Source organism: Burkholderia sp. AU38729 (assembly GCF_020419725.1).
GTDB lineage: Bacteria > Pseudomonadota > Gammaproteobacteria > Burkholderiales > Burkholderiaceae > Burkholderia.
Genome location: NZ_JAIZQO010000003.1, coordinates 62,819 through 80,050, shown reverse-complemented (window position 1 = coordinate 80,050; position 17,232 = coordinate 62,819). Strand labels below are relative to the sequence as shown.

17 protein-coding genes are annotated in these 17,232 nt (G+C 67.5%); 5 read left to right on the top strand and 12 right to left on the bottom strand.

Translation table 11 applies throughout. From position 1 onward, the window contains the following. Window positions 1-21: 21 nt before the first annotated feature. The 12 genes from LGM56_RS09280 to mpl form a co-directional block, all read right to left on the bottom strand. Window positions 22-1,017 carry an arabinose ABC transporter substrate-binding protein gene (locus LGM56_RS09280; RefSeq protein WP_039353007.1) on the bottom strand — a complete coding sequence of 332 codons (996 nt, stop codon included), beginning with the start codon at window positions 1,015-1,017 and terminating at the stop codon, window positions 22-24. Window positions 1,018-1,128: 111 nt separating this feature from the next. Continuing rightward, entirely contained in the window at window positions 1,129-1,908 is a 780-nt protein-coding gene (locus LGM56_RS09275) for an SDR family oxidoreductase (RefSeq protein ID WP_226204754.1), read from the bottom strand. After that, window positions 1,908-2,585, bottom strand: a complete 678-nt coding sequence (locus LGM56_RS09270) for a 2-dehydro-3-deoxy-6-phosphogalactonate aldolase (protein WP_226204303.1) — start codon at window positions 2,583-2,585, stop codon at window positions 1,908-1,910. Before LGM56_RS09270 ends, LGM56_RS09275 begins: the two co-directional genes overlap by 1 nt. Before the next feature lie 22 nt (window positions 2,586-2,607). Further along, window positions 2,608-3,633 (bottom strand): 2-dehydro-3-deoxygalactonokinase, encoded by a 1,026-nt coding sequence (locus LGM56_RS09265; protein WP_089494069.1) that lies wholly within the window; start codon window positions 3,631-3,633, stop codon window positions 2,608-2,610. Continuing rightward, window positions 3,630-4,529 carry an IclR family transcriptional regulator gene (locus tag LGM56_RS09260; RefSeq protein WP_089494068.1) on the bottom strand — a complete coding sequence of 300 codons (900 nt, stop codon included), beginning with the start codon at window positions 4,527-4,529 and terminating at the stop codon, window positions 3,630-3,632. The genes LGM56_RS09265 and LGM56_RS09260 overlap by 4 nt, the downstream gene beginning before the upstream one ends. Window positions 4,530-4,876: 347 nt before the next feature. Beyond that, window positions 4,877-5,278, bottom strand: coding sequence for an EF-hand domain-containing protein (locus LGM56_RS09255; protein ID WP_089494067.1), 402 nt, complete (start codon window positions 5,276-5,278; stop codon window positions 4,877-4,879). An 80-nt stretch (window positions 5,279-5,358) separates the two neighbouring features. Beyond that, window positions 5,359-6,969, bottom strand: a complete 1,611-nt coding sequence (locus LGM56_RS09250) for a S10 family peptidase (protein ID WP_226204301.1) — start codon at window positions 6,967-6,969, stop codon at window positions 5,359-5,361. Between the two features lie 437 nt (window positions 6,970-7,406). Next, window positions 7,407-8,144: a monofunctional biosynthetic peptidoglycan transglycosylase gene (gene mtgA, locus LGM56_RS09245; RefSeq protein WP_226204299.1), complete on the bottom strand. Its 738-nt coding sequence runs from the start codon at window positions 8,142-8,144 to the stop codon at window positions 7,407-7,409. Between the two features lie 14 nt (window positions 8,145-8,158). Beyond that, entirely contained in the window at window positions 8,159-9,025 is an 867-nt protein-coding gene (gene aroE, locus LGM56_RS09240; protein ID WP_226204297.1) for a shikimate dehydrogenase, read from the bottom strand. After that, window positions 9,022-11,109, bottom strand: a complete 2,088-nt coding sequence (locus LGM56_RS09235) for a ribonuclease catalytic domain-containing protein (RefSeq protein WP_226204295.1) — start codon at window positions 11,107-11,109, stop codon at window positions 9,022-9,024. The genes aroE and LGM56_RS09235 overlap by 4 nt, the downstream gene beginning before the upstream one ends. Before the next feature lie 80 nt (window positions 11,110-11,189). Next, the gene (locus LGM56_RS09230; RefSeq protein WP_226204293.1) at window positions 11,190-11,759 is read right to left on the bottom strand and encodes a YqiA/YcfP family alpha/beta fold hydrolase; all 570 of its coding nucleotides are present in this window, start codon (window positions 11,757-11,759) and stop codon (window positions 11,190-11,192) included. Next, a complete protein-coding gene (gene mpl / locus LGM56_RS09225) occupies window positions 11,756-13,141 on the bottom strand; it encodes a UDP-N-acetylmuramate:L-alanyl-gamma-D-glutamyl-meso-diaminopimelate ligase (protein ID WP_226204291.1) in 1,386 nt (461 codons plus the stop codon). The genes LGM56_RS09230 and mpl overlap by 4 nt, the downstream gene beginning before the upstream one ends. Window positions 13,142-13,387: 246 nt before the next feature. Between mpl and LGM56_RS09220 the strand changes: the two genes are divergently transcribed. The 5 genes from LGM56_RS09220 (at window position 13,388) to accC (ending at window position 17,230) form a co-directional block, all read left to right on the top strand. After that, complete coding sequence (locus LGM56_RS09220) at window positions 13,388-14,032, top strand: hypothetical protein (RefSeq protein ID WP_039353186.1); 645 nt, start codon at window positions 13,388-13,390, stop codon at window positions 14,030-14,032. A 7-nt stretch (window positions 14,033-14,039) separates the two neighbouring features. Further along, the gene (locus LGM56_RS09215; RefSeq protein WP_226204288.1) at window positions 14,040-14,591 is read left to right on the top strand and encodes a TlpA family protein disulfide reductase; all 552 of its coding nucleotides are present in this window, start codon (window positions 14,040-14,042) and stop codon (window positions 14,589-14,591) included. A 194-nt stretch (window positions 14,592-14,785) separates the two neighbouring features. Beyond that, the gene (gene aroQ, locus LGM56_RS09210) at window positions 14,786-15,238 is read left to right on the top strand and encodes a type II 3-dehydroquinate dehydratase (protein WP_011350880.1); all 453 of its coding nucleotides are present in this window, start codon (window positions 14,786-14,788) and stop codon (window positions 15,236-15,238) included. A 66-nt stretch (window positions 15,239-15,304) separates the two neighbouring features. After that, the gene (gene accB, locus LGM56_RS09205) at window positions 15,305-15,778 is read left to right on the top strand and encodes an acetyl-CoA carboxylase biotin carboxyl carrier protein (RefSeq protein WP_046544894.1); all 474 of its coding nucleotides are present in this window, start codon (window positions 15,305-15,307) and stop codon (window positions 15,776-15,778) included. A gap of 84 nt (window positions 15,779-15,862) precedes the next feature. After that, window positions 15,863-17,230 carry an acetyl-CoA carboxylase biotin carboxylase subunit gene (gene accC / locus LGM56_RS09200; protein ID WP_021161890.1) on the top strand — a complete coding sequence of 456 codons (1,368 nt, stop codon included), beginning with the start codon at window positions 15,863-15,865 and terminating at the stop codon, window positions 17,228-17,230. Window positions 17,231-17,232 lie beyond the last annotated feature (2 nt).

The window sequence follows — 17,232 nt, the reverse complement described above, 5'->3', positions numbered from 1 at the left end:
CCGCCGCAGCCGGCAAGCCGCTTACTTCGACGCGAGCCCCATCTCGTCGCGCACCTTCGACACGTTGTCGCGCGTCGCGAGCATGCCGGTCGTCAGCGTCAGTGCCGGCGGCGCCTTGCCCTGCGTGATCCACGTGTACATCAGGTCCGAGGTCTCCTCGCCGTGACGCTTCGGGCTGATGATCACGGTGCCGTAGAAGCCCGTCGGCTGCGGCTTCTTGAACTCGTTCAGCGCAGAATCGGAACCGCCGATGCCGATGCCGATCATGTTGTCCGCCTTGAAGCCGCGCCCTTCGGCCGCGCGCACCGCGCCGAGCACGGCTTCGTCGTTCAGGCCGTACGCCACCCAGTGCTTGAACTGCGGGTTTTTCGTGAGCGCGATGTTCGCCGCATTGAAGGCGTTCTCGGTGTCGGTCTTCGCCTGCGGCGCCGCGATCACGTTCGCCTTCGGGAAGCCGGCGGCCACCAGCGCGTCGGTTGCGCCGCTGGTGCGGTCATGCGCGGTCGGCAGCTGCTCGTAGGTGATGTCGATCGCGCCGACGTCCTTCATGTCCCAGCCGCGCTTCTTGATCTCGGCCGCGATGCCGTCGCCGACCTGCTTGCCGATGTTGTACGCGGAGATCCCCATGTGCGGGACCGCCTCGATCGGCTTGCCCGCGCCGTCGACGAGGCGGTCGTCCACCGTCATCATCTTCAGGTTGTGCGACTTCGCCTTCGCGACGATGCCCGGCCCGAGCTTCACGTCGGGCGTGCAGATGATGAAGCCCTGCGCCTTCTGCGCGGACAGGTTGTCGATCGCGCTCATCACCTTTTCGCCGGACGGCGCGCCGATCTTCACGAGCGTGAAGCCCTTCTGCTTCGCCGCGATTTCGGCGAACTTCCACTCGTCCTGGAACCACGGCTCTTCCGGCTGCTTCACGAGGAAGCCGATCTTGACCGGATCGGCCGCGTGCGCGACCGGGCTGCCCATCACCACCGCGGCCGCGGCCGCCAGCGTTACGAACGTTCTGCGTTTCATCTCCAGTGTCTCCTTGTTTTCATCGAACAGGATGCAGCCGCTTGTTGGTTTCGACGCAGCGTGCGCGCGGCCGTCGCACGTGCGGTCTTTCGAATCGTTACGTCAATCGTGTCAGTCGTGATACAGCGCCGCGCGCCCGCCATCGACGGTGATGCACGCGGCATTGATGAACGGCGCCTCGTCGGACGCCAGGAACACGGCCGTCATCGCGACCTCCTCCGGCCGGCCGATCCGCTTCATCGGCTGCAGCGCGAGCGTGTCGGCGCGCGCGGCAGCCGGGTCGGGTTGTGCGTCCCACCAGTCGCGCGTGAGCTGCGTCTCGATGTAGCCCGGCGCGATCGCGTTCACGCGCACGTTGCGCGCCGCGTATTCGATGCCGAGCGCGCGCGTGAGGCCCAGCACGCCATGCTTCGCGACCGGGTACGGAAAGCAGCCCGGGATGATCCTGAACGCGTGCGTCGACGCGATGTTCACGATGCTGCCGCGGCCGCGCTCGACCATTCCTTCCAGCGCCGCGCGGCAGCCGTGCCACACGCCGTCGAGATCGACCGCGAAGCAGCGCCGCCAGTCGTCGTCGGTCATCGTCAGCGGATCGGCGAACACGTTGATGCCCGCGTTGTTCACCAGTACGTCGAGCGGGCCGAACGCCGCCTCGGTCTGCGCCAGTGCGTCGCGCACCGCGTGCTGCCGCGCGACATCCGCCTGCAGCGGCAGCACGCGCGCGCCGGCGATCTCGTGCGCGATCCCGGCGGCGGTACGTTGTGCCTGCGGAAAGTCGAGATCGACGAGCGCGACCGCCGCCCCCTCGCGAACGAACGCGCGGGCGATCGCGGCGCCGATGCCCCGGCCCGCGCCCGTCACCATCGCGACCTTGTCCGCGAGGCGGCCCATCATGCGGCTCCGCCGCGCGCCGCGCGCAAGCCGGCCTGGAACGCGCGCGCGTTCGCCGCGGTCGCGTCGGCCGACTGGCCGGGGCGGTACAGCGCCGAGCCGAGCCCGAAACCGCTCGCGCCGGCATTGAGGAACGGCGCCATGTTGTCGGGCGAGATACCGCCGACCGGGATCAGCGGCACCGCGCGGTCGATCACCGCGCGCCACGCCTTCACGACCGGCACGCCGAGCTGCTCGGCCGGGAACATCTTCAGCACGTCGGCGCCGTTCGCGAGTGCCGCAAACGCTTCGGTCGGCGTCGCCACGCCCGGCGCGCTCGCGAGGCCGCGCTCGCGGGCGCGGCGGATCACGGCCGCGTCGCTGTGGGGCATCACGATCAGCGCGCCGCCCGCGTCCTGCACGCGGTCGACATACTCGGCGCGCAGCACGGTCCCCGCGCCGACGATCGCGTCGTCCGGCAGCGCACGCCGCAGCGCCGCGATGCTGTCGAACGGATCGGGCGAGTTGAGCGGCACCTCGATGATCCGGAAGCCGGCTTCATGGAGCGCACGGCCGTGGTCGGCCGCTTCGGCGGGCGTGATCCCGCGCATGATCGCGATCAGCGGGCACGCGTCGAACGCGCGCATCAACGCGGCGTGGGGCGCGTAGGGTGCGGGCAAGGTCAGGTCGGACGGCATCGAAGGTTCCTCGGCAATCAGTTCATTGGTCGGCGCAGACGGGCTCGCCATCCGCGCGCACGAGCCCGGCGCGCGACGCGATCCGCCACAGGCCGCGGTCGGTCGCGTGTGCGACCACGCGGGCGGGCGGGTGGCCGAATTCCTGGAGCGCGTCGGCGTAGCGCGCGCATAGGCCGTCATCACCGATCAGCAGCAGCGGCTGGTCCGCGAGCGCGATGCCGCGCTCCGCGAGCATCGCGTCGAGCGCGTTGAGCTCATGGCCGATCAGCAGCCCGGACAGGTAGTCGCCCTGCGCATCGGGCGCGAGCCGGTCGGTCAGGCCGAGCGTGCGCGTGCTGAAGATCGTCGCGAGCAGCCCGGTGCGCTGCGCGCCGCGCGCGACCGAGACGCCGCGCACGAACGCCGCGCGATCGGGCGACGCGCCGGCGCGCATCGTGCGGCCGAGGATCGTGTGGTCGCGCAGCACCGCGAACAGCTCACCCGTCATGAAGGTCTGGAAGCGCTCGATCAGCCCGTCCCTCACCCACGCCCATTTCGCATGGGTGCCCGGCAAGCCGATCAGTACCCCTGAACGATCGGTGCCAAGCGTGGGATCGCTCGCGAGCGCACCGAATATCTGCGTCTCTTCACCGCGCATCACGTCGGGCAGTTCGCCCGTGGAGATGACGCCCGGCACGATCGAGATCGTCGTGCCGCGCGCCGTCGTCACCGTGATGAGGCCCGCGACGAGCGCGTCGGCGCCGGCCGGCACCGCGACGTACGGCGCCTCGCGCCAGCCCTGCGCGCTGCCGACCATTCCGGCGGCGAGCACCGGCAGGCCCGGCGTGCGGTCGAGCCAGTCGCCGCACGCTTCCTCGAACACCGCGTCGAACGCGCGCGCGCCGCCGCCCGGCACATGCATCACGCCCGCCGCACGGCTGCGCGTGTCGATGAGCGCGCCGCGCGCGTCGTACAGGTAAGCGCGCAGCGACGTCGTGCCCCAGTCGAGCGCGATCAGCGACGGGGTGGCGGAACTGGCATCCGGAACGGGCCGGGTCGAAGTCGTCATCGTTTGATCCTGCGGGTACCCTGCGGCGGGCTCCAGCCCAGTTCCGCGGAAATGGCTCGCGCTTCGCGCTGCACGAGCGGAATCAGTTCGTCCATCCGGTCGTGCGGCATGTACGGAATCGTGCTCGCGACCGACACGGCCGCGACGATCGCGCCCGAGGCATCGCGGATCGGCGCGGCCACGCAGCGGATCGACGCCTCGTTCTCCTCGAGATCGAACGTATAGCCGCCGGCCGCGTAATGCGCCATGCGCTGCAGGAACGCGCTCGTCTCGGGCCGGTTGTCCGGCTTGAAATTGACGCCGGCAAGCGCCCGCCGGGCGGCCTCGAACAGCGCGCGCCACGTGTCGGGATCCGTGTCCAGCATCATCGCCTTGCCGATGCCGGTCGACGCGAGCGGCATCCGGTGGCCGACGCGCGAGCGCATCTCGAGGCCGCGCGTGCCGGGAATCTTGTCGATGTACAGCACGTCGTCGCCATCGCGCACGCCGAGATGGATCGTGTCGAGCGTCGCTTCCGCGAGCGCTTCGAGGTGCGGGCGCGCCACCGCGGTGAGCGGCATCTGCTCGAGCGCGATCGTGCCGAGTTCGATCAGCTTCGGGCCGAGCAGGTAACCGCCTTGCACCTGGCGCAGGTAGCGCGCCTGCACGAGGCTGCTGACGAGGCGGTGCGTGGTGCTGCGCGTCGTGCCGAGCGCCGCGCCGATCGCGCGCATGTCGCGCGCGCCGTTCGCGATCGCCTCGAGGATCGCAAGGCCGCGCAGTAGCGTCTGCGTACCGGCCTGCTGCGCGGCGAGATCGAGCGGCGTGCTGGTCGCGCCGATGCTGTCGGTCAGCGACGCATCGTCCGGCGTCGCACGCCGGGCGTCGAGGGCAAGGATGTCGGGCATCTTGGTCATGGGGCGGGCTTCTTCAACGGAACCGGTGAAGCCGTTCGCACGATGCCGGCATGGCGTCCGGCGTCGCGACGAGGCGGCGGTCGATGCACCGAATAAAGCGCCCGGCGAACTTCATGGAAGGTGTCTCCGTGTGCGTCGGGCGCCGCGCGATGCGTGGGTCCGAAGCTGTGATGTGCTTCGGATTGTAGGAGCGCACGCACTCGTCTCCAATATTTGAGTGCGTTGCCCAGATAATGAGAATTCAGCGTGAATCCGCCCGTCTTCGACGTCATGGCGGCTTCATGTGCACGGGGGCGGAACCCGCCGTGCAGCAGGTTCCGCCCCCGTTTGTTCACCGCGCGCCGCGCTTACTGCTGGCTGCTCGTGCTGCGTGCCTGCATGTAGCGCTGCACGTCCGCGAACGACACGCGGCCGTTGCCGGACGAGTCGATCTGCCGGAAGTGGTTCGCGACATAGCCGAGGCCGGCCGCGCGTGCCTGCGACTCGGTGATCGAACCCGTGTTCTGCGCGTCGGCCGCGCTGAACTGCCGCGCGAGCTTGCGCACCACCTGCGCGTGCAGCGCGGCGCCCGTCGTCTGCGTGCCGGCGGTCGGCTTGCGCGCGGCCGGTGGTACATACGGATCGCCGAGCTGCGCCTGGCGCGCACGCACCGGCGCGGCGGCGTCGCTCGCCTGCGCGAACGCGGATACGGATGTTGCGGCGCCGACACAGGCGAGCGCCGCGACAACGACGATGAAACGATTCTTCATATCAGGCTCCAGTCTGGAATGAGGTCGTCAACGGCAGGCGCGGCGCCACCGCGGGCGCGCGTCGCCTGCCTGGCGCAGCATCAGTGCGCGGCCGCGTTGTAGAAGGTCACGAGGTCGGCTTTCTCCTGCGGACGCGACGTATCGTCGAGATAGACCATGTGTCCGCCCTGATAGTCCTTGATCGTCAGGTTCGGTTGCGTCCCGAGCCGCGCGAGATCGAGCTCGGTCTGATAGAACGGCGTCGCGATGTCGTGATACCCGTTCAGCGACAACACCTTCAGCTGCGGATTCAGCGACAGCGCCGCGGCGAGATCGGGGATCGTGTCCGGCATCGCGAGGCCGTCGTGCGTCCAGTCCCACGTGTTGATCGCATTGCTGCTCACCGAGTAGGCCGACTGCGCGGTGTACTTCAGCTCGTTCGGCAGGTAGCTGCCGATCGTGTCGGTGAACGGCTTCGTGATGAACGTGCTCGACGGGTCGCCGCCGGATGCCAGCGGGCTCGACACCGGCACGTTCACGCGCGCGTCGTAGCGGCCGATCAGCGTACCCGGGATCAGCGACAGCTGGAAGCTGTTGTCGAAGAAAGTCGGGATCACGTTGAAGTTCGCATTCCACAGCGACTGCTTCACGCCGGTCGAATTCACCATCGTCGTGACGAGGGTCGGCGGCGGCGGCGTATGGCTCGCCAGGTACGCGTTCACGGCCGGCGCGTAGCTGCCGGCCGTCAGCAGGCGCATCTGGTCCGCATACTGCGGCAGGCTCGACGGGTTCGGGTTGTCGAGCTGGTAGTACGCGCCGACGGTGCCATACGACGGCACGAAACCCGCGCAACTCACCGGGCTCGACCCGTTGTTCGAGTTGCCGATGTAGTCGCTCGCCATGTCGCAGTTCACGTTGTAGTTCAGGATCGACGACTGCAGCACGATGCCGTCGAGCTTCACGCCGGCCGTCTCGAGCAGGTTCGCGAGCACGTCGGTGCGCGGCGTGCCGTACGACTCGCCGAACAGGTATTTCGGCGAATCGTTGCGCTGGTTCACGGTGAGGTAGCGCGTCACGAAATCGCGGAACGCGCCGCCGTCCTGGTCGACGCCCCAGAACGTCTGGTTCGTATTCGGCGCGATCGCTTCCGAGAAGCCGGTGCCGATCGCATCGACGAACACGAGGTCGGTCGTGTCGAGCAGGCTTTCCTGGTTGTCGACGAACGGGAACGTCGACGTATTCGCGTTCGGGTCGCCCGTCTGGATCCGGCGCGGGCCGAACGAGCCGAGGTGCAGCCACACCGATGCCGAGCCGGGGCCGCCGTTGTACAGGAACGTGACGGGCCGCTTCGCCGCGGGCTGGTTGTCGGCCGTATAGGCGACATAGAAGAACGATGCTTCGGGCGCGCCGGTCTGCGGATTGCGCGCGACGAGGTGGCCGGCCGTGGCCGTGTAGCGGATCGTCTTGCCGTTGAGGGTGATCTGGTGATGCGTGACGGCGGCCTTTTCGACCGCGGCGGAGGCGTCGAGCGACGCGTTCGCGCTCGACGAATAACTGTTCGGATCGTTGTACGCCCTGTCCACCTGACTGGCGGGATCGGCTGAATTGTCGGCGCTGGCAGCAGAAGACGATGTCACGTCGTCGTTGCAGGCCGTCAGGATCAGCGAAGAAAACACCACTCCCAACAACAGCTTCGCTTTGCTTGCTGGCATCGTTGCTTTCCTTCTCTCGGATGTTTTTTGTGTCGAGCAGCCGGATAAGCCACCCCCCGCCTCGATTGCGGCCGATAAGCCGAGGCGCTGGCCAATATACGCGAGGCCGTCAGCTTTGAAAAATTTTGAAATATTTGGCTGGCGGCCGGTGCGGCGCACACCTTTCAGGAATGCTTCGGTTTGCGAAACATTGCATTTCACACACCTTTCACGGACTTTCGTGTTTATTCGGGGAGACTAAAAATCTCCGAATTTCGTGCCATATCGGGCAACAAAATCACACGACGTCCGGTATTGCTCAGCAAAACGAAATAGACGGATTCATCTAAAGGATGTGGCCCGAAATGATCGCGACATGAATGCGCTGCAACGCACAAACGGCCCATGACGGGCGCACGGACGACGAAACGGTCAATGCGACGGCGCGAGCGCGCCGTTCACTCCGATTGCGGCAGTGCGGCCGCACCCATCCGCCGGGCGATGACCGCCGCGCGCTGCGCCTGGTACGCCGAGCCGCGATGCGCGTCGAACCAGCGCGGCTTCGGCAGCATCACCGCGAGACGCGCCGATTGCCACGCGCCGAGCCGGCTTGCGGGAATCCTGTAGTAATAGCGGGCGGCTGCTTCGGCGCCGTACACGCCGCGCCCCCACTCGACGGAATTCAGGTAGATCTCGAAGATCCGCTCCTTGTCGAGCACCGTTTCGAGCATCCACGTGATGATGAGCTCCTGCCCCTTGCGGATGTAGCTCTTCTCGCGCGACAGAAACAGGTTGCGTGCGAGCTGCTGCGTGATCGTCGAGCCGCCCGCGACGATCCGGCCGCGCGCCTTGTTCTTCTCCCACGCCTGCAGGATCGCGTCGACGTCGTAGCCGTTGTTGGTCGCGAAGGTCGAATCTTCCGACGCGATCAGCGCGCGCTTCAGGTTACGAGAGATCTGGTCGTACGGCACCCATTGATGCTGGATCTGCGCAGGCGGCTTGTCGCGCGACAGCCACCACGCGTCGGTGCGCATGAACGCGGTCGAGCCCGGGTTCACGAACGACCACAGCGCGATCTGCGCGAGATAGAACAGTTGCGTCGCGAGCCACGCACCCGCGAACACCGATCCCGCATAGACGATCCAGCGGGTCGGGCTCACCGTCCGCGTGGGCTGCGTGCCGCTCACCGCCACCACGTGCCGCGCTCCGTTCAGCTCGCCGCGAGCGCCTGGCGCAGCGCGGCCAGCACCGGCGCGCCGTCCGGCCGCACACCGCGCCAGATGAAGAACGATTCGGCCGCCTGCTCGACGAGCATGCCGAGGCCGTCGGCCGTGCGCGCACCGAGCGACGCCGCATGCTGCATGAACACCGTCGGCTGCGCGCCGTACATCATGTCGTACGCGAGCGTGCCCGCGCCGAACGCGGCGGCGTCGCACTCCGGCAGCGCGGCATCGAGGCTGCCGGCCGTCGCGTTGATCACCACGTCGTACGGCTCCGCGCGCACGACGTCGGGGCCACCGCCCGCGAGCGTGCAGCCCGCATCGTGCGCGGCCTGCATGAACTGGCCGACGAGCGCTTCGGCCTTGCTCGCGGTGCGGTTCACGATTCCGATCGACAGCGGCGCGCGGTCGAGCAGCGGCAGCACGACCCCGCGCGCCGCGCCACCCGCGCCGAGCAGCAGGATGCGTGCGCCCGCCAGCGACACGCCGAGATTCGCTTCGATGTCGCGCACGAGGCCGACACCGTCGGTGTTGTCGCCGTGGATGCGGCCGTCGGCGTCGATGCGCAGCGTGTTCACGGCACCCGCCGCCGCCGCGCGCGGCGACAGCGTGTCGGCGAGCGCATGCGCTTCGAGCTTGAACGGCACCGTCACGTTCGCACCGCGACCGCCTTCGGCGACGAACGCCCGTACGGCCGCGTCGAAACCGTCGACCGGCGCGAGCCGGTGCGTGTATTCGACCGGCTCCCCCGTTTGCGCGGCGAATTGCGCGTGGATGAACGGCGACTTGCTGTGCGCCACCGGGTTGCCGAACACGACATAGCGGTCGGCGCCGCTCATCGACGCAATCGCGGTCATGATGCGCGCCCCTCTTCGCCGGCGTCGCCGTTCGCGGCTTCGCCACCTTCACCGGCCGCCGCGCCATCCGCTTCCGCCAGTGCTTCGGCTTCGGTTTCGGCGGTGGCGTCTTCGGTGTCGATCAGCGTGTCGTCGCCGCCTTCGGCGTCATCCTCTTCCTCGGCCGCGTCGCCGCTCGTCACGGTCGGCGCGTCGAGCACGTTCAGCAACCGCACCGACGCCTCGATCGTCAGCTCGTCGAGCGCCATCACGTCGAGCAGCACGCGCGTGCCGCGCGCATGCACGCCGAGCCCCGGCACGTGCAGCAGCAGCGGAATTTCCTCGAGGCGCACGAGGTCGCCCTTCACGACGCTCGCGACGACCTGCTTCTTCTGTTCCTGCGCGAGCCAGCGCAGGCACCAGAAATATTCCATCCGGCGCTGGTAGTCGGCGTAGGCCGTGTAGGTGTCGTCGAAGCCCTGCACGACCGCGTACAGGTCGGCGTCCTTCGGCTTGAACGGCGCGGCGAGCTTCGCGGTGACGCCATGCTGCACGCACGCGAGCAGCTGCCACTGGTTCACGAGGTCGACGTAGCGCCGCAGCGGCGACGTGCTCCACGCGTACTGCGCCACGCCGAGGCCTTCGTGCGGCGCGGCCGTCGTCTGCATCCGCGTGCGCTTCGGGCCCGGCGCGCCGAAGCCGCGCTGCGAGCGGTAGATGCCCGGCACCGTGTGGTCGTGCAGGAAGGCGCCCCACGTCGAGTTCGCGAGGATCGCGAGCTCCGACACGATCAGGTCGAGCGGCGACCCGCGGCGGCGCGGCGTGATCGACACGTGCTCGCCGTCGACATAGAAGTTGTAATCGGTGTTGCGCTGCACCTCGCGCTTCAGGCCGTAGCCCGCGCGCGCGACCTGACGCTTCTCGAACAGCGCCTGCGCGAGCGGCCACAGCACGGCGATGTCGTCCTTGTGCGGATACTCGCCGGTGCCGGCCGCGAGCGTCTCTTCGTTGACGAGTTCGTCGAGATGGTTGTGCCGCAGGTTGCTCTTCACGAACACGAGCTCGGCGCGCGTCTCGTTCGCGACGATCTCCTGGGTTTCGCGATTGACGATGATGTACAGCGACAGCGCCGGACGGTAATCGCCTTCCTTCAGCGTGAACACGTCGACGACGTCGTCCGGCAGCATCGTGATCTTGTCGCCCGGCATGTAGACGGTCGACAGGCGCGTGCGCGCGATCGCGTCGACCGGGTCGCCGCGCACGATGCCGAGCGCCGGCGCCGCGATGTGCACGCCGATCCGCACGCGGCCGTCGGCCAGGTGCTCGACCGAGAACGCATCGTCGATTTCGGTCGTCGTGATGTCGTCGATCGAGAACGCCTGGACGTCCGCACGCGGCAGGTCGTCCGGCAGCGGGCCGACCGTGACGGCCGGGAAGCCCGTGCCGTGCGGGAAGAATTCCGCGAGGAAGCGCGCCTCGTGCAGCGCACGCGGCGACGCGATACCACCGCAGTCGAGCATCAGCCGCGCCGGCGACACGCCGCGCGCACCGGCCGCCGCTTCCATCGCCTTGTATTCGATCGAATTCTTGTCCGGCCGCGTCAGCAGCCCGAGCACCTTGCCCGCGAACGCCTCCGGCAGCTTGCCGGCCTTCAGTTCCTCTTCATACTGCACCTGGACGAGCGCCTGCTGGCGCTTGCGCTCGAGCGACGCGAGCGCCATCTTGAGCTGCTCTTCCGGCGCGCGCTGGTACTGGCCGCGCCCCTTGCGGCGGAAGTAGACGGGCGAACCATGCAGGCGCAACACGAGCGCCGCGCGCTCGACCGGGCCGTACGACGCGCCGAAATATTCCGCGGCCAGCGCCGTATAGGCAAACTCGTCGGCCGGCGCGCATTCCCACAGGAAATCCAGATCGATCTGCTGCGCGGCCGTGTCGGCCTCCTGCATCAGTTCGCTTGCGGCCGGCTTGTCGAATTCGATCAGCACGTCTTTCGCGCGCACCTTCGCCCGCCGCCCGCCGGGCAACTCGACCTGAAACGCGTCGCCCTGGCGCGACAGCACGCTGCCCGCCTTGAAACTGCCCGATTCCTCGAAGAAAACGTTCACTCAGTACTCTCGTTCAGACTGCCGGGCGCCGCATCGGCGGCGCCGCATGATGATGGGAATTCGATCGGCACATGGCCGGTTTAAGACGTCTTTCCGTCGCAAAAGGCGAGAACGTCGTCGACATAGTCGGCAAATTCGCTGATCCCGTGATCGCTGCCTTCGATCACGCGCGTCTTCGCGCCCGGGTAATGGGCGAGCATCTCGCGATAATCGAGCACTTCGTCGCCGGTCGCCGCGAACAGATAGTAGCGTTCGGCACGCGTGATCGCCGGCACGCGCAGCGCATCGAGCTCGTGCAGGTGACGGCGCTCGACGACGATCGTGCCGCCGCCGTGATACAGCGGCTGTTCGCCAAGATGCTGCTCGAGATCGCGCTGCGGCACGATGGCCGGATTCAGCAGCACGGCCTTCCAGCCGTGCTTTTCGGCTAGCCACGTCGCGTAATAGCCGCCGAGCGAGCTGCCGATGACGGTCACGTCGTGCGCACCGGCCACCTCGGCTTCTGCCACCGCGATCGCTTCGAGCGGGGACACCGACAGCGACGGGCACCGCCACTCGTCAATCCGGCCGAGTTCGGCCATGCGCGCGGCGAGCTGGCGCGACTTCTGCGATTCCGGCGACGACCGGAAGCCGTGCAGGTACAGGATCACGTGCGGCTCCCGAGCGCATCGAGCAGCTTCTGGTGCACGCCGCCGAAGCCGCCGTTGCTCATCACGAGCACGTGGTCGCCCAGGCGGGAGGCTGCGACGACGGACTTCACCAGCAGGTGCAGATCGTCGAATGCGTGCGCCTTCTCGCCGAGCGGCGCCAGCGCTTCGGCCAGGTTCCAGCCGAGCGCGTCGCGCCCGGTCGGCGCGCCGTAGCCGAACACGAGATCGGCGTCGGCCAGGCTCGCCGGCAATTGCGACTTCATCACGCCGAGCTTCATCGTGTTCGAGCGCGGCTCGAGCACCGCGAGGATGCGGGCATTCTGGCGGCCGATGCGGGCACGAAGGCCGGCGATCGTGGTGTCGATCGCGGTCGGATGGTGCGCGAAGTCGTCGTAGACGGTCACGCCGTCCACGCTACCGCGCACTTCCATCCGGCGCTTCACGTTGCGGAACGACGCGAGGGATTCGGCCGCCTGCGCGGGCGGCACACCGACGTGGCGCGCGGCCGCGATCGCCGCGAGCGCGTTCATCCGGTTGTGATCGCCCTGCACCTGCCACGCGACTTCGCCGACCCGTTCCGCGTGCGAATACACCGCGAAGCGCTCGTCGACCGGCACGCCGTCCTCGGCCGGCAGCGCCTGCCAGCCGCCGTCGACGCCGAAGCGCTCGACCTCGCTCCAGCAGCCGCGCGCCAGCACGCGCTCGAGCGCGTCCGAGCGGCCGTTCGTGACGATCCGGCCGACACCGGGCACGGTACGCACGAGATGGTGAAATTGCGTCTCGATCGCGGCGAGATCCGGGAAGATGTCGGCGTGATCGAATTCGAGGTTGTTCAGCACCGCAGTGCGCGGCCGGTAGTGGACGAACTTCGAGCGCTTGTCGAAGAACGCCGTGTCGTATTCGTCGGCCTCGATCACGAAGAAGCTCGAATCGGTGAGCCGCGCCGACGCGCCGAAGTTCAGCGGCACGCCGCCGATCAGGAAGCCCGGATTCAGGCCCGCGTCTTCCAGCAGCCACGCGAGCATCGACGACGTGGTCGTCTTGCCGTGCGTGCCCGCGACCGCGAGCACCCATTTACCGGCCAGCACGTGCTCGCCAAGCCACTGCGGGCCCGACACGTACGGCAGGCCGCGATCCAGGATCGCCTCCATCAGCGGATTGCCGCGCGTGACGACGTTGCCGATCACGAACAGGTCCGGTTTCAGGTCGATCTGCTCGGCGCCGTAGCCCTCGATCAGCGTGATGCCCTGCGCCTCGAGCTGCGTGCTCATCGGCGGATAGACGCCCGCGTCGCAACCCGTCACCGTGTGGCCCGCCTCGCGCGCGAGTACGGCGAGACCGCCCATGAAGGTGCCGCAGATGCCAAGAATGTGGATGTGCATAGATGAATGCTTTCGCGCCGCCGGGCGCCGTCGATTCGGAAAGGATGCGTGTGCGGCGCGGCGGACAGGCCGTGCGGCCGACGCCCGGCCAACGGCTTTTGCCGCGACACAAAGAACAGTATTGTAACTGACGGCCTGCCGTGCCCGGCGGCCCGAACGCTGCGCGCGAACGGTGCCGGCACGCCAGGCGGCAGGCCGCCGCACCCGCGCTCGGGCCTTGCGGCGATCGAGTATGATTGCCGGATCATGTCTCGTAAAACCCTTCTCGACCCGCGGCGCGTCCGCGAGGAAATCGCCCAGTCCGCCGCGCGCCTGATCGCGGAGGACGGCCTGGACTATGCCGGCGCAAAGCGCAAGGCAGCGCGCCAGTTGCTGGGCGATACGCGCGTTGCCGGCGAATGGCTGCCGGATAACGACCAGATCGAGGAAGAACTGCGCGAGTACCTCGCCCTGTTCCAGAGCGACACGCAGCCGGACGAACTGCGCCGCCTGCGCGAAATCGCGCTCGACTGGATGCGCCGGCTCGCCGAGTTCCATCCTTATGTGACGGGCGCCGTGCTGAACGGCACCGCGAACGCGCATTCGGATATCCATTTGCAGGCATTCACCGACAACCCGAAGGACGTCGCGATCTACCTGCTGAACCAGAACGTCCAGTACGACGTCTCCGAGACGCGGCACTTCGCGGGCCGCGCCGACGTCGAGACGCTCAGTTTCCTGTGGCGCCCGCGGCGCGACGTCGATGCGATCGGCATCCACCTCGCGCTCTATGCGAGCGACGACCTGCGCGGCGCGGTCAAGGCCGACGCGCGCGGCCGGGTCGCCCGTGCGGATGCCGCCGCGCTGCGCGCGCTCGTCGAAGCAGGCAAGACCCCTTCCGAACCGGAATGATTCAACGATGATGATGAAACGCATGTTGGCGCTCGCGGTGATCGCGGCCGCCGCCGTTGCCGGCGGGCTCGCCGCCGGCCATTGGTTCCGCGGCCCGGCCGACGACGGTGTCGCCGTCGCGGCGCCCGCCGCACACGGCAGCCCGGTCGAACAGTTGTGGGCGGCGTCGCTGACGGGCACCGACGGCAAGCCGGCCACGTTGTCCGCGTTCAAGGGCCAGAAGGTCGTCGTCAATTTCTGGGCGTCTTGGTGCGGCCCGTGCGTCGAGGAGATGCCGGAGCTCGTCGCGCTGTCGCACCAATACAAGCAGAAGGGCATCCGTTTCATCGGGATCGGCGTCGATTCCGAACAGAACGTGAAGAACTTTCTGCAGAAGGTGAAGGTCGATTACCCGGTATTCGTCAGCGGATATGCGGGCGCCGATCTGGCCCGCAATTTCGGAAATACCGCCGGTGCGCTGCCGTTTACGGTCGTCATCGACGAAACCGGCAAGATTCGCGAGACAAAATTGGGACAAATCCAGCCGGCCGAGCTGAAAAAGACGCTCGACGCGCTGTAACCTGCCTGAACGGCGGCCCGCACGTTGGCGGCAATTTGCCCGTCGATCACCGCAATTTCGCGTGAATTCGCCGACACTTTGGATGCGCGCCGGTAATTCTTGCAGATCGCGTGCGCCCGGCCGTTCGGCAAAACTAGACAAATTTCTCTAAATAGCGCTAAAGTTCGCGCAATTCCGCAGAAATAGAAGCGACCATGACACGATTGCTGGTGCTGCACGGCCCCAACCTGAACCTTCTCGGCACCCGGGAACCGGAGGTGTACGGCCGCGTCACGCTCGCCCAGATCGATCAGGCGCTTGCCGCGCGTGCCCGGGAAGCCGGCGCCGAACTGTCGTCGTTCCAGAGCAACCATGAAGGCGCGCTGGTCGACCGCATCCAGGCCGCGCGGGAGGAACAGACCGATTTCATCCTGATCAATCCGGCCGCGTACACGCACACGAGTGTCGCGATCCGGGACGCGATCGCCGGCGTTGGCATCCCGTTCGTCGAGGTTCACTTGTCGAACGTGCATCGCCGCGAAGCGTTCAGGCACCACTCCTACTTTTCCGACCAGGCCGAAGGCGTGATCTGCGGGCTCGGCTGGAAAGGTTATCTGTACGCGCTCGAGTACGCGCTGGACAAGCTGCAAGGCACGTCGCGCGGCTGATTTCGCGATCTAGATTCAGCGCCGGCCCCTAACCGGCGCTTTCACGTATTGAAAGGGGAATTCCCGATGGATCTTCGTAAGCTGAAAACTCTGATCGACCTCGTTTCCGAATCCGGCATCTCCGAGCTGGAAGTGACGGAAGGCGAAGGCAAGGTGCGCATCGTCAAGAACGCGCCGCCGGTCTACGTGCAGCCGACGGCTGGGTATGCCCCGCAAGTCAGCGCGCCCGCCCCGTCGGCCGCGCTGCCGACCGAAGGCGCCGCCGCGCCGGCCGCAGGCGGCGCAGCCGCTCCGGCTGTCCCGCAGGGTCACGTCGTGACGTCGCCGATGGTCGGCACGTTCTATCGCGCACCGTCGCCGGGCGCGGACCCGTTCGTCCAGGTGGGCGATACGGTCAAGGAAGGCCAGACGATCTGCATCATCGAAGCGATGAAGCTGCTCAACGAGATCGAGTCGGACAAGGCCGGCGTGATCAAGGAAATCCTCGTCGAGAACGGCCAGGCCGTCGAATACGGCCAGCCGCTTTTCGTGATCGGCTAAGTCCGCCGCGCGGCCTGCGGGCCGCGCGCCGCCGATGCCCGCCAGGCGCCGTTCGCGCGCCCCTCGAAGAGACGAATACTCGCTATGTTTGAAAAAATCCTCATTGCCAACCGCGGTGAAATCGCGCTGCGCATCCAGCGTGCGTGCCGTGAGCTCGGCGTCAAGACGGTGGTCGTCTACTCGGAAGCCGACAAGGAAGCCAAGTACGTGCGCCTCGCGGACGAAGCCGTCTGTATCGGCCCGGCCCCGTCGAACCTGAGCTACCTGAACATGCCGGCGCTGATCAGCGCCGCGGAAGTCACCGATGCCGAGGCGATCCACCCCGGCTACGGCTTCCTGTCGGAGAACGCCGATTTCGCGGAACGTGTCGAGCAGTCGGGCTTCACGTTCATCGGCCCGCGCCCGGAAACGATCCGCATGATGGGTGACAAGGTCACCGCGAAGCAGACGATGATCAAGACCGGCGTGCCGTGCGTGCCGGGCTCGGAAGGCGCGTTGCCGGACGATCCGAAGGAGATCGTCAAGATTGCACGCGCGATCGGCTATCCGGTCATCATCAAGGCGGCAGGCGGCGGTGGCGGGCGCGGGATGCGCGTCGTGCACACCGAGGCCGCGCTCGTCAACGCGGTCAACATGACCCGCGAGGAAGCCGGCCGTGCGTTCGGCAACCCGCAGGTGTACATGGAGAAGTTCCTCGAGAACCCGCGCCACATCGAAATCCAGGTGCTGTCCGACGCGTACAAGAACGCGATCTGGCTCGGCGAGCGCGATTGCTCGATGCAGCGCCGCCACCAGAAGGTGATCGAGGAAGCGCCGGCACCCGGCATTCCGCGCCGCCTGATCGACCGCATCGGCGACCGCTGCGCGGACGCCTGCAAGAAGATGGGCTACCTCGGTGCGGGCACGTTCGAATTCCTGTACGAAAACGGCGAGTTCTACTTCATCGAGATGAACACGCGCGTGCAGGTCGAACACCCCGTATCGGAGCTGATCACGGGCGTCGACATCGTGCAGGAACAGATCCGCATCGCGGCCGGCGAGAAGCTCACGCTGCGCCAGCGCGACATCCAGTTCCGCGGTCATGCGATCGAATGCCGGATCAACGCGGAAGATCCGTTCAAGTTCACGCCGTCCCCGGGCCGGATCACGTCGTGGCACACGCCGGGCGGCCCCGGCGTGCGCGTCGATTCGCACGCCTACAATGGCTATTTCGTGCCGCCGAACTATGATTCGATGATCGGCAAGCTGATCACCTACGGCGCGACGCGCGAGCAGGCGATCAGCCGGATGCGCATCGCGCTGTCGGAAATGGTCGTCGAAGGCATCCAGACCAACATCCCGCTGCACCGTGAGCTGATGATCGACTCGAAGTTCGTCGAAGGCGGCACCAGCATCCACTACCTCGAAAACCGGCTCGCCCAGAAGCAGCAGGTCGCACCGGAAGAAGCGTAAGC

Bases quoted from the DNA above. Each gene is read 5' to 3' on its own strand.
- LGM56_RS09280 (WP_039353007.1), bottom strand. From the start codon at position 1,017: ATGAAACGCAGAACGTTCGTAACGCTGGCGGCCGCGGCCGCGGTGGTG.
- LGM56_RS09275 (WP_226204754.1), bottom strand. From the start codon at position 1,908: ATGGGCCGCCTCGCGGACAAGGTCGCGATGGTGACGGGCGCGGGCCGG.
- LGM56_RS09270 (WP_226204303.1), bottom strand. From the start codon at position 2,585: ATGCCGTCCGACCTGACCTTGCCCGCACCCTACGCGCCCCACGCCGCG.
- LGM56_RS09265 (WP_089494069.1), bottom strand. From the start codon at position 3,633: ATGACGACTTCGACCCGGCCCGTTCCGGATGCCAGTTCCGCCACCCCG.
- LGM56_RS09260 (WP_089494068.1), bottom strand. From the start codon at position 4,529: ATGACCAAGATGCCCGACATCCTTGCCCTCGACGCCCGGCGTGCGACG.
- LGM56_RS09255 (WP_089494067.1), bottom strand. From the start codon at position 5,278: ATGAAGAATCGTTTCATCGTCGTTGTCGCGGCGCTCGCCTGTGTCGGC.
- LGM56_RS09250 (WP_226204301.1), bottom strand. From the start codon at position 6,969: ATGCCAGCAAGCAAAGCGAAGCTGTTGTTGGGAGTGGTGTTTTCTTCG.
- aroE (WP_226204297.1), bottom strand. From the start codon at position 9,025: ATGACCGCGATTGCGTCGATGAGCGGCGCCGACCGCTATGTCGTGTTC.
- mpl (WP_226204291.1), bottom strand. From the start codon at position 13,141: ATGCACATCCACATTCTTGGCATCTGCGGCACCTTCATGGGCGGTCTC.
- LGM56_RS09220 (WP_039353186.1), top strand. From the start codon at position 13,388: ATGTCTCGTAAAACCCTTCTCGACCCGCGGCGCGTCCGCGAGGAAATC.
- LGM56_RS09215 (WP_226204288.1), top strand. From the start codon at position 14,040: ATGATGATGAAACGCATGTTGGCGCTCGCGGTGATCGCGGCCGCCGCC.
- aroQ (WP_011350880.1), top strand. From the start codon at position 14,786: ATGACACGATTGCTGGTGCTGCACGGCCCCAACCTGAACCTTCTCGGC.
- accB (WP_046544894.1), top strand. From the start codon at position 15,305: ATGGATCTTCGTAAGCTGAAAACTCTGATCGACCTCGTTTCCGAATCC.
- accC (WP_021161890.1), top strand. From the start codon at position 15,863: ATGTTTGAAAAAATCCTCATTGCCAACCGCGGTGAAATCGCGCTGCGC.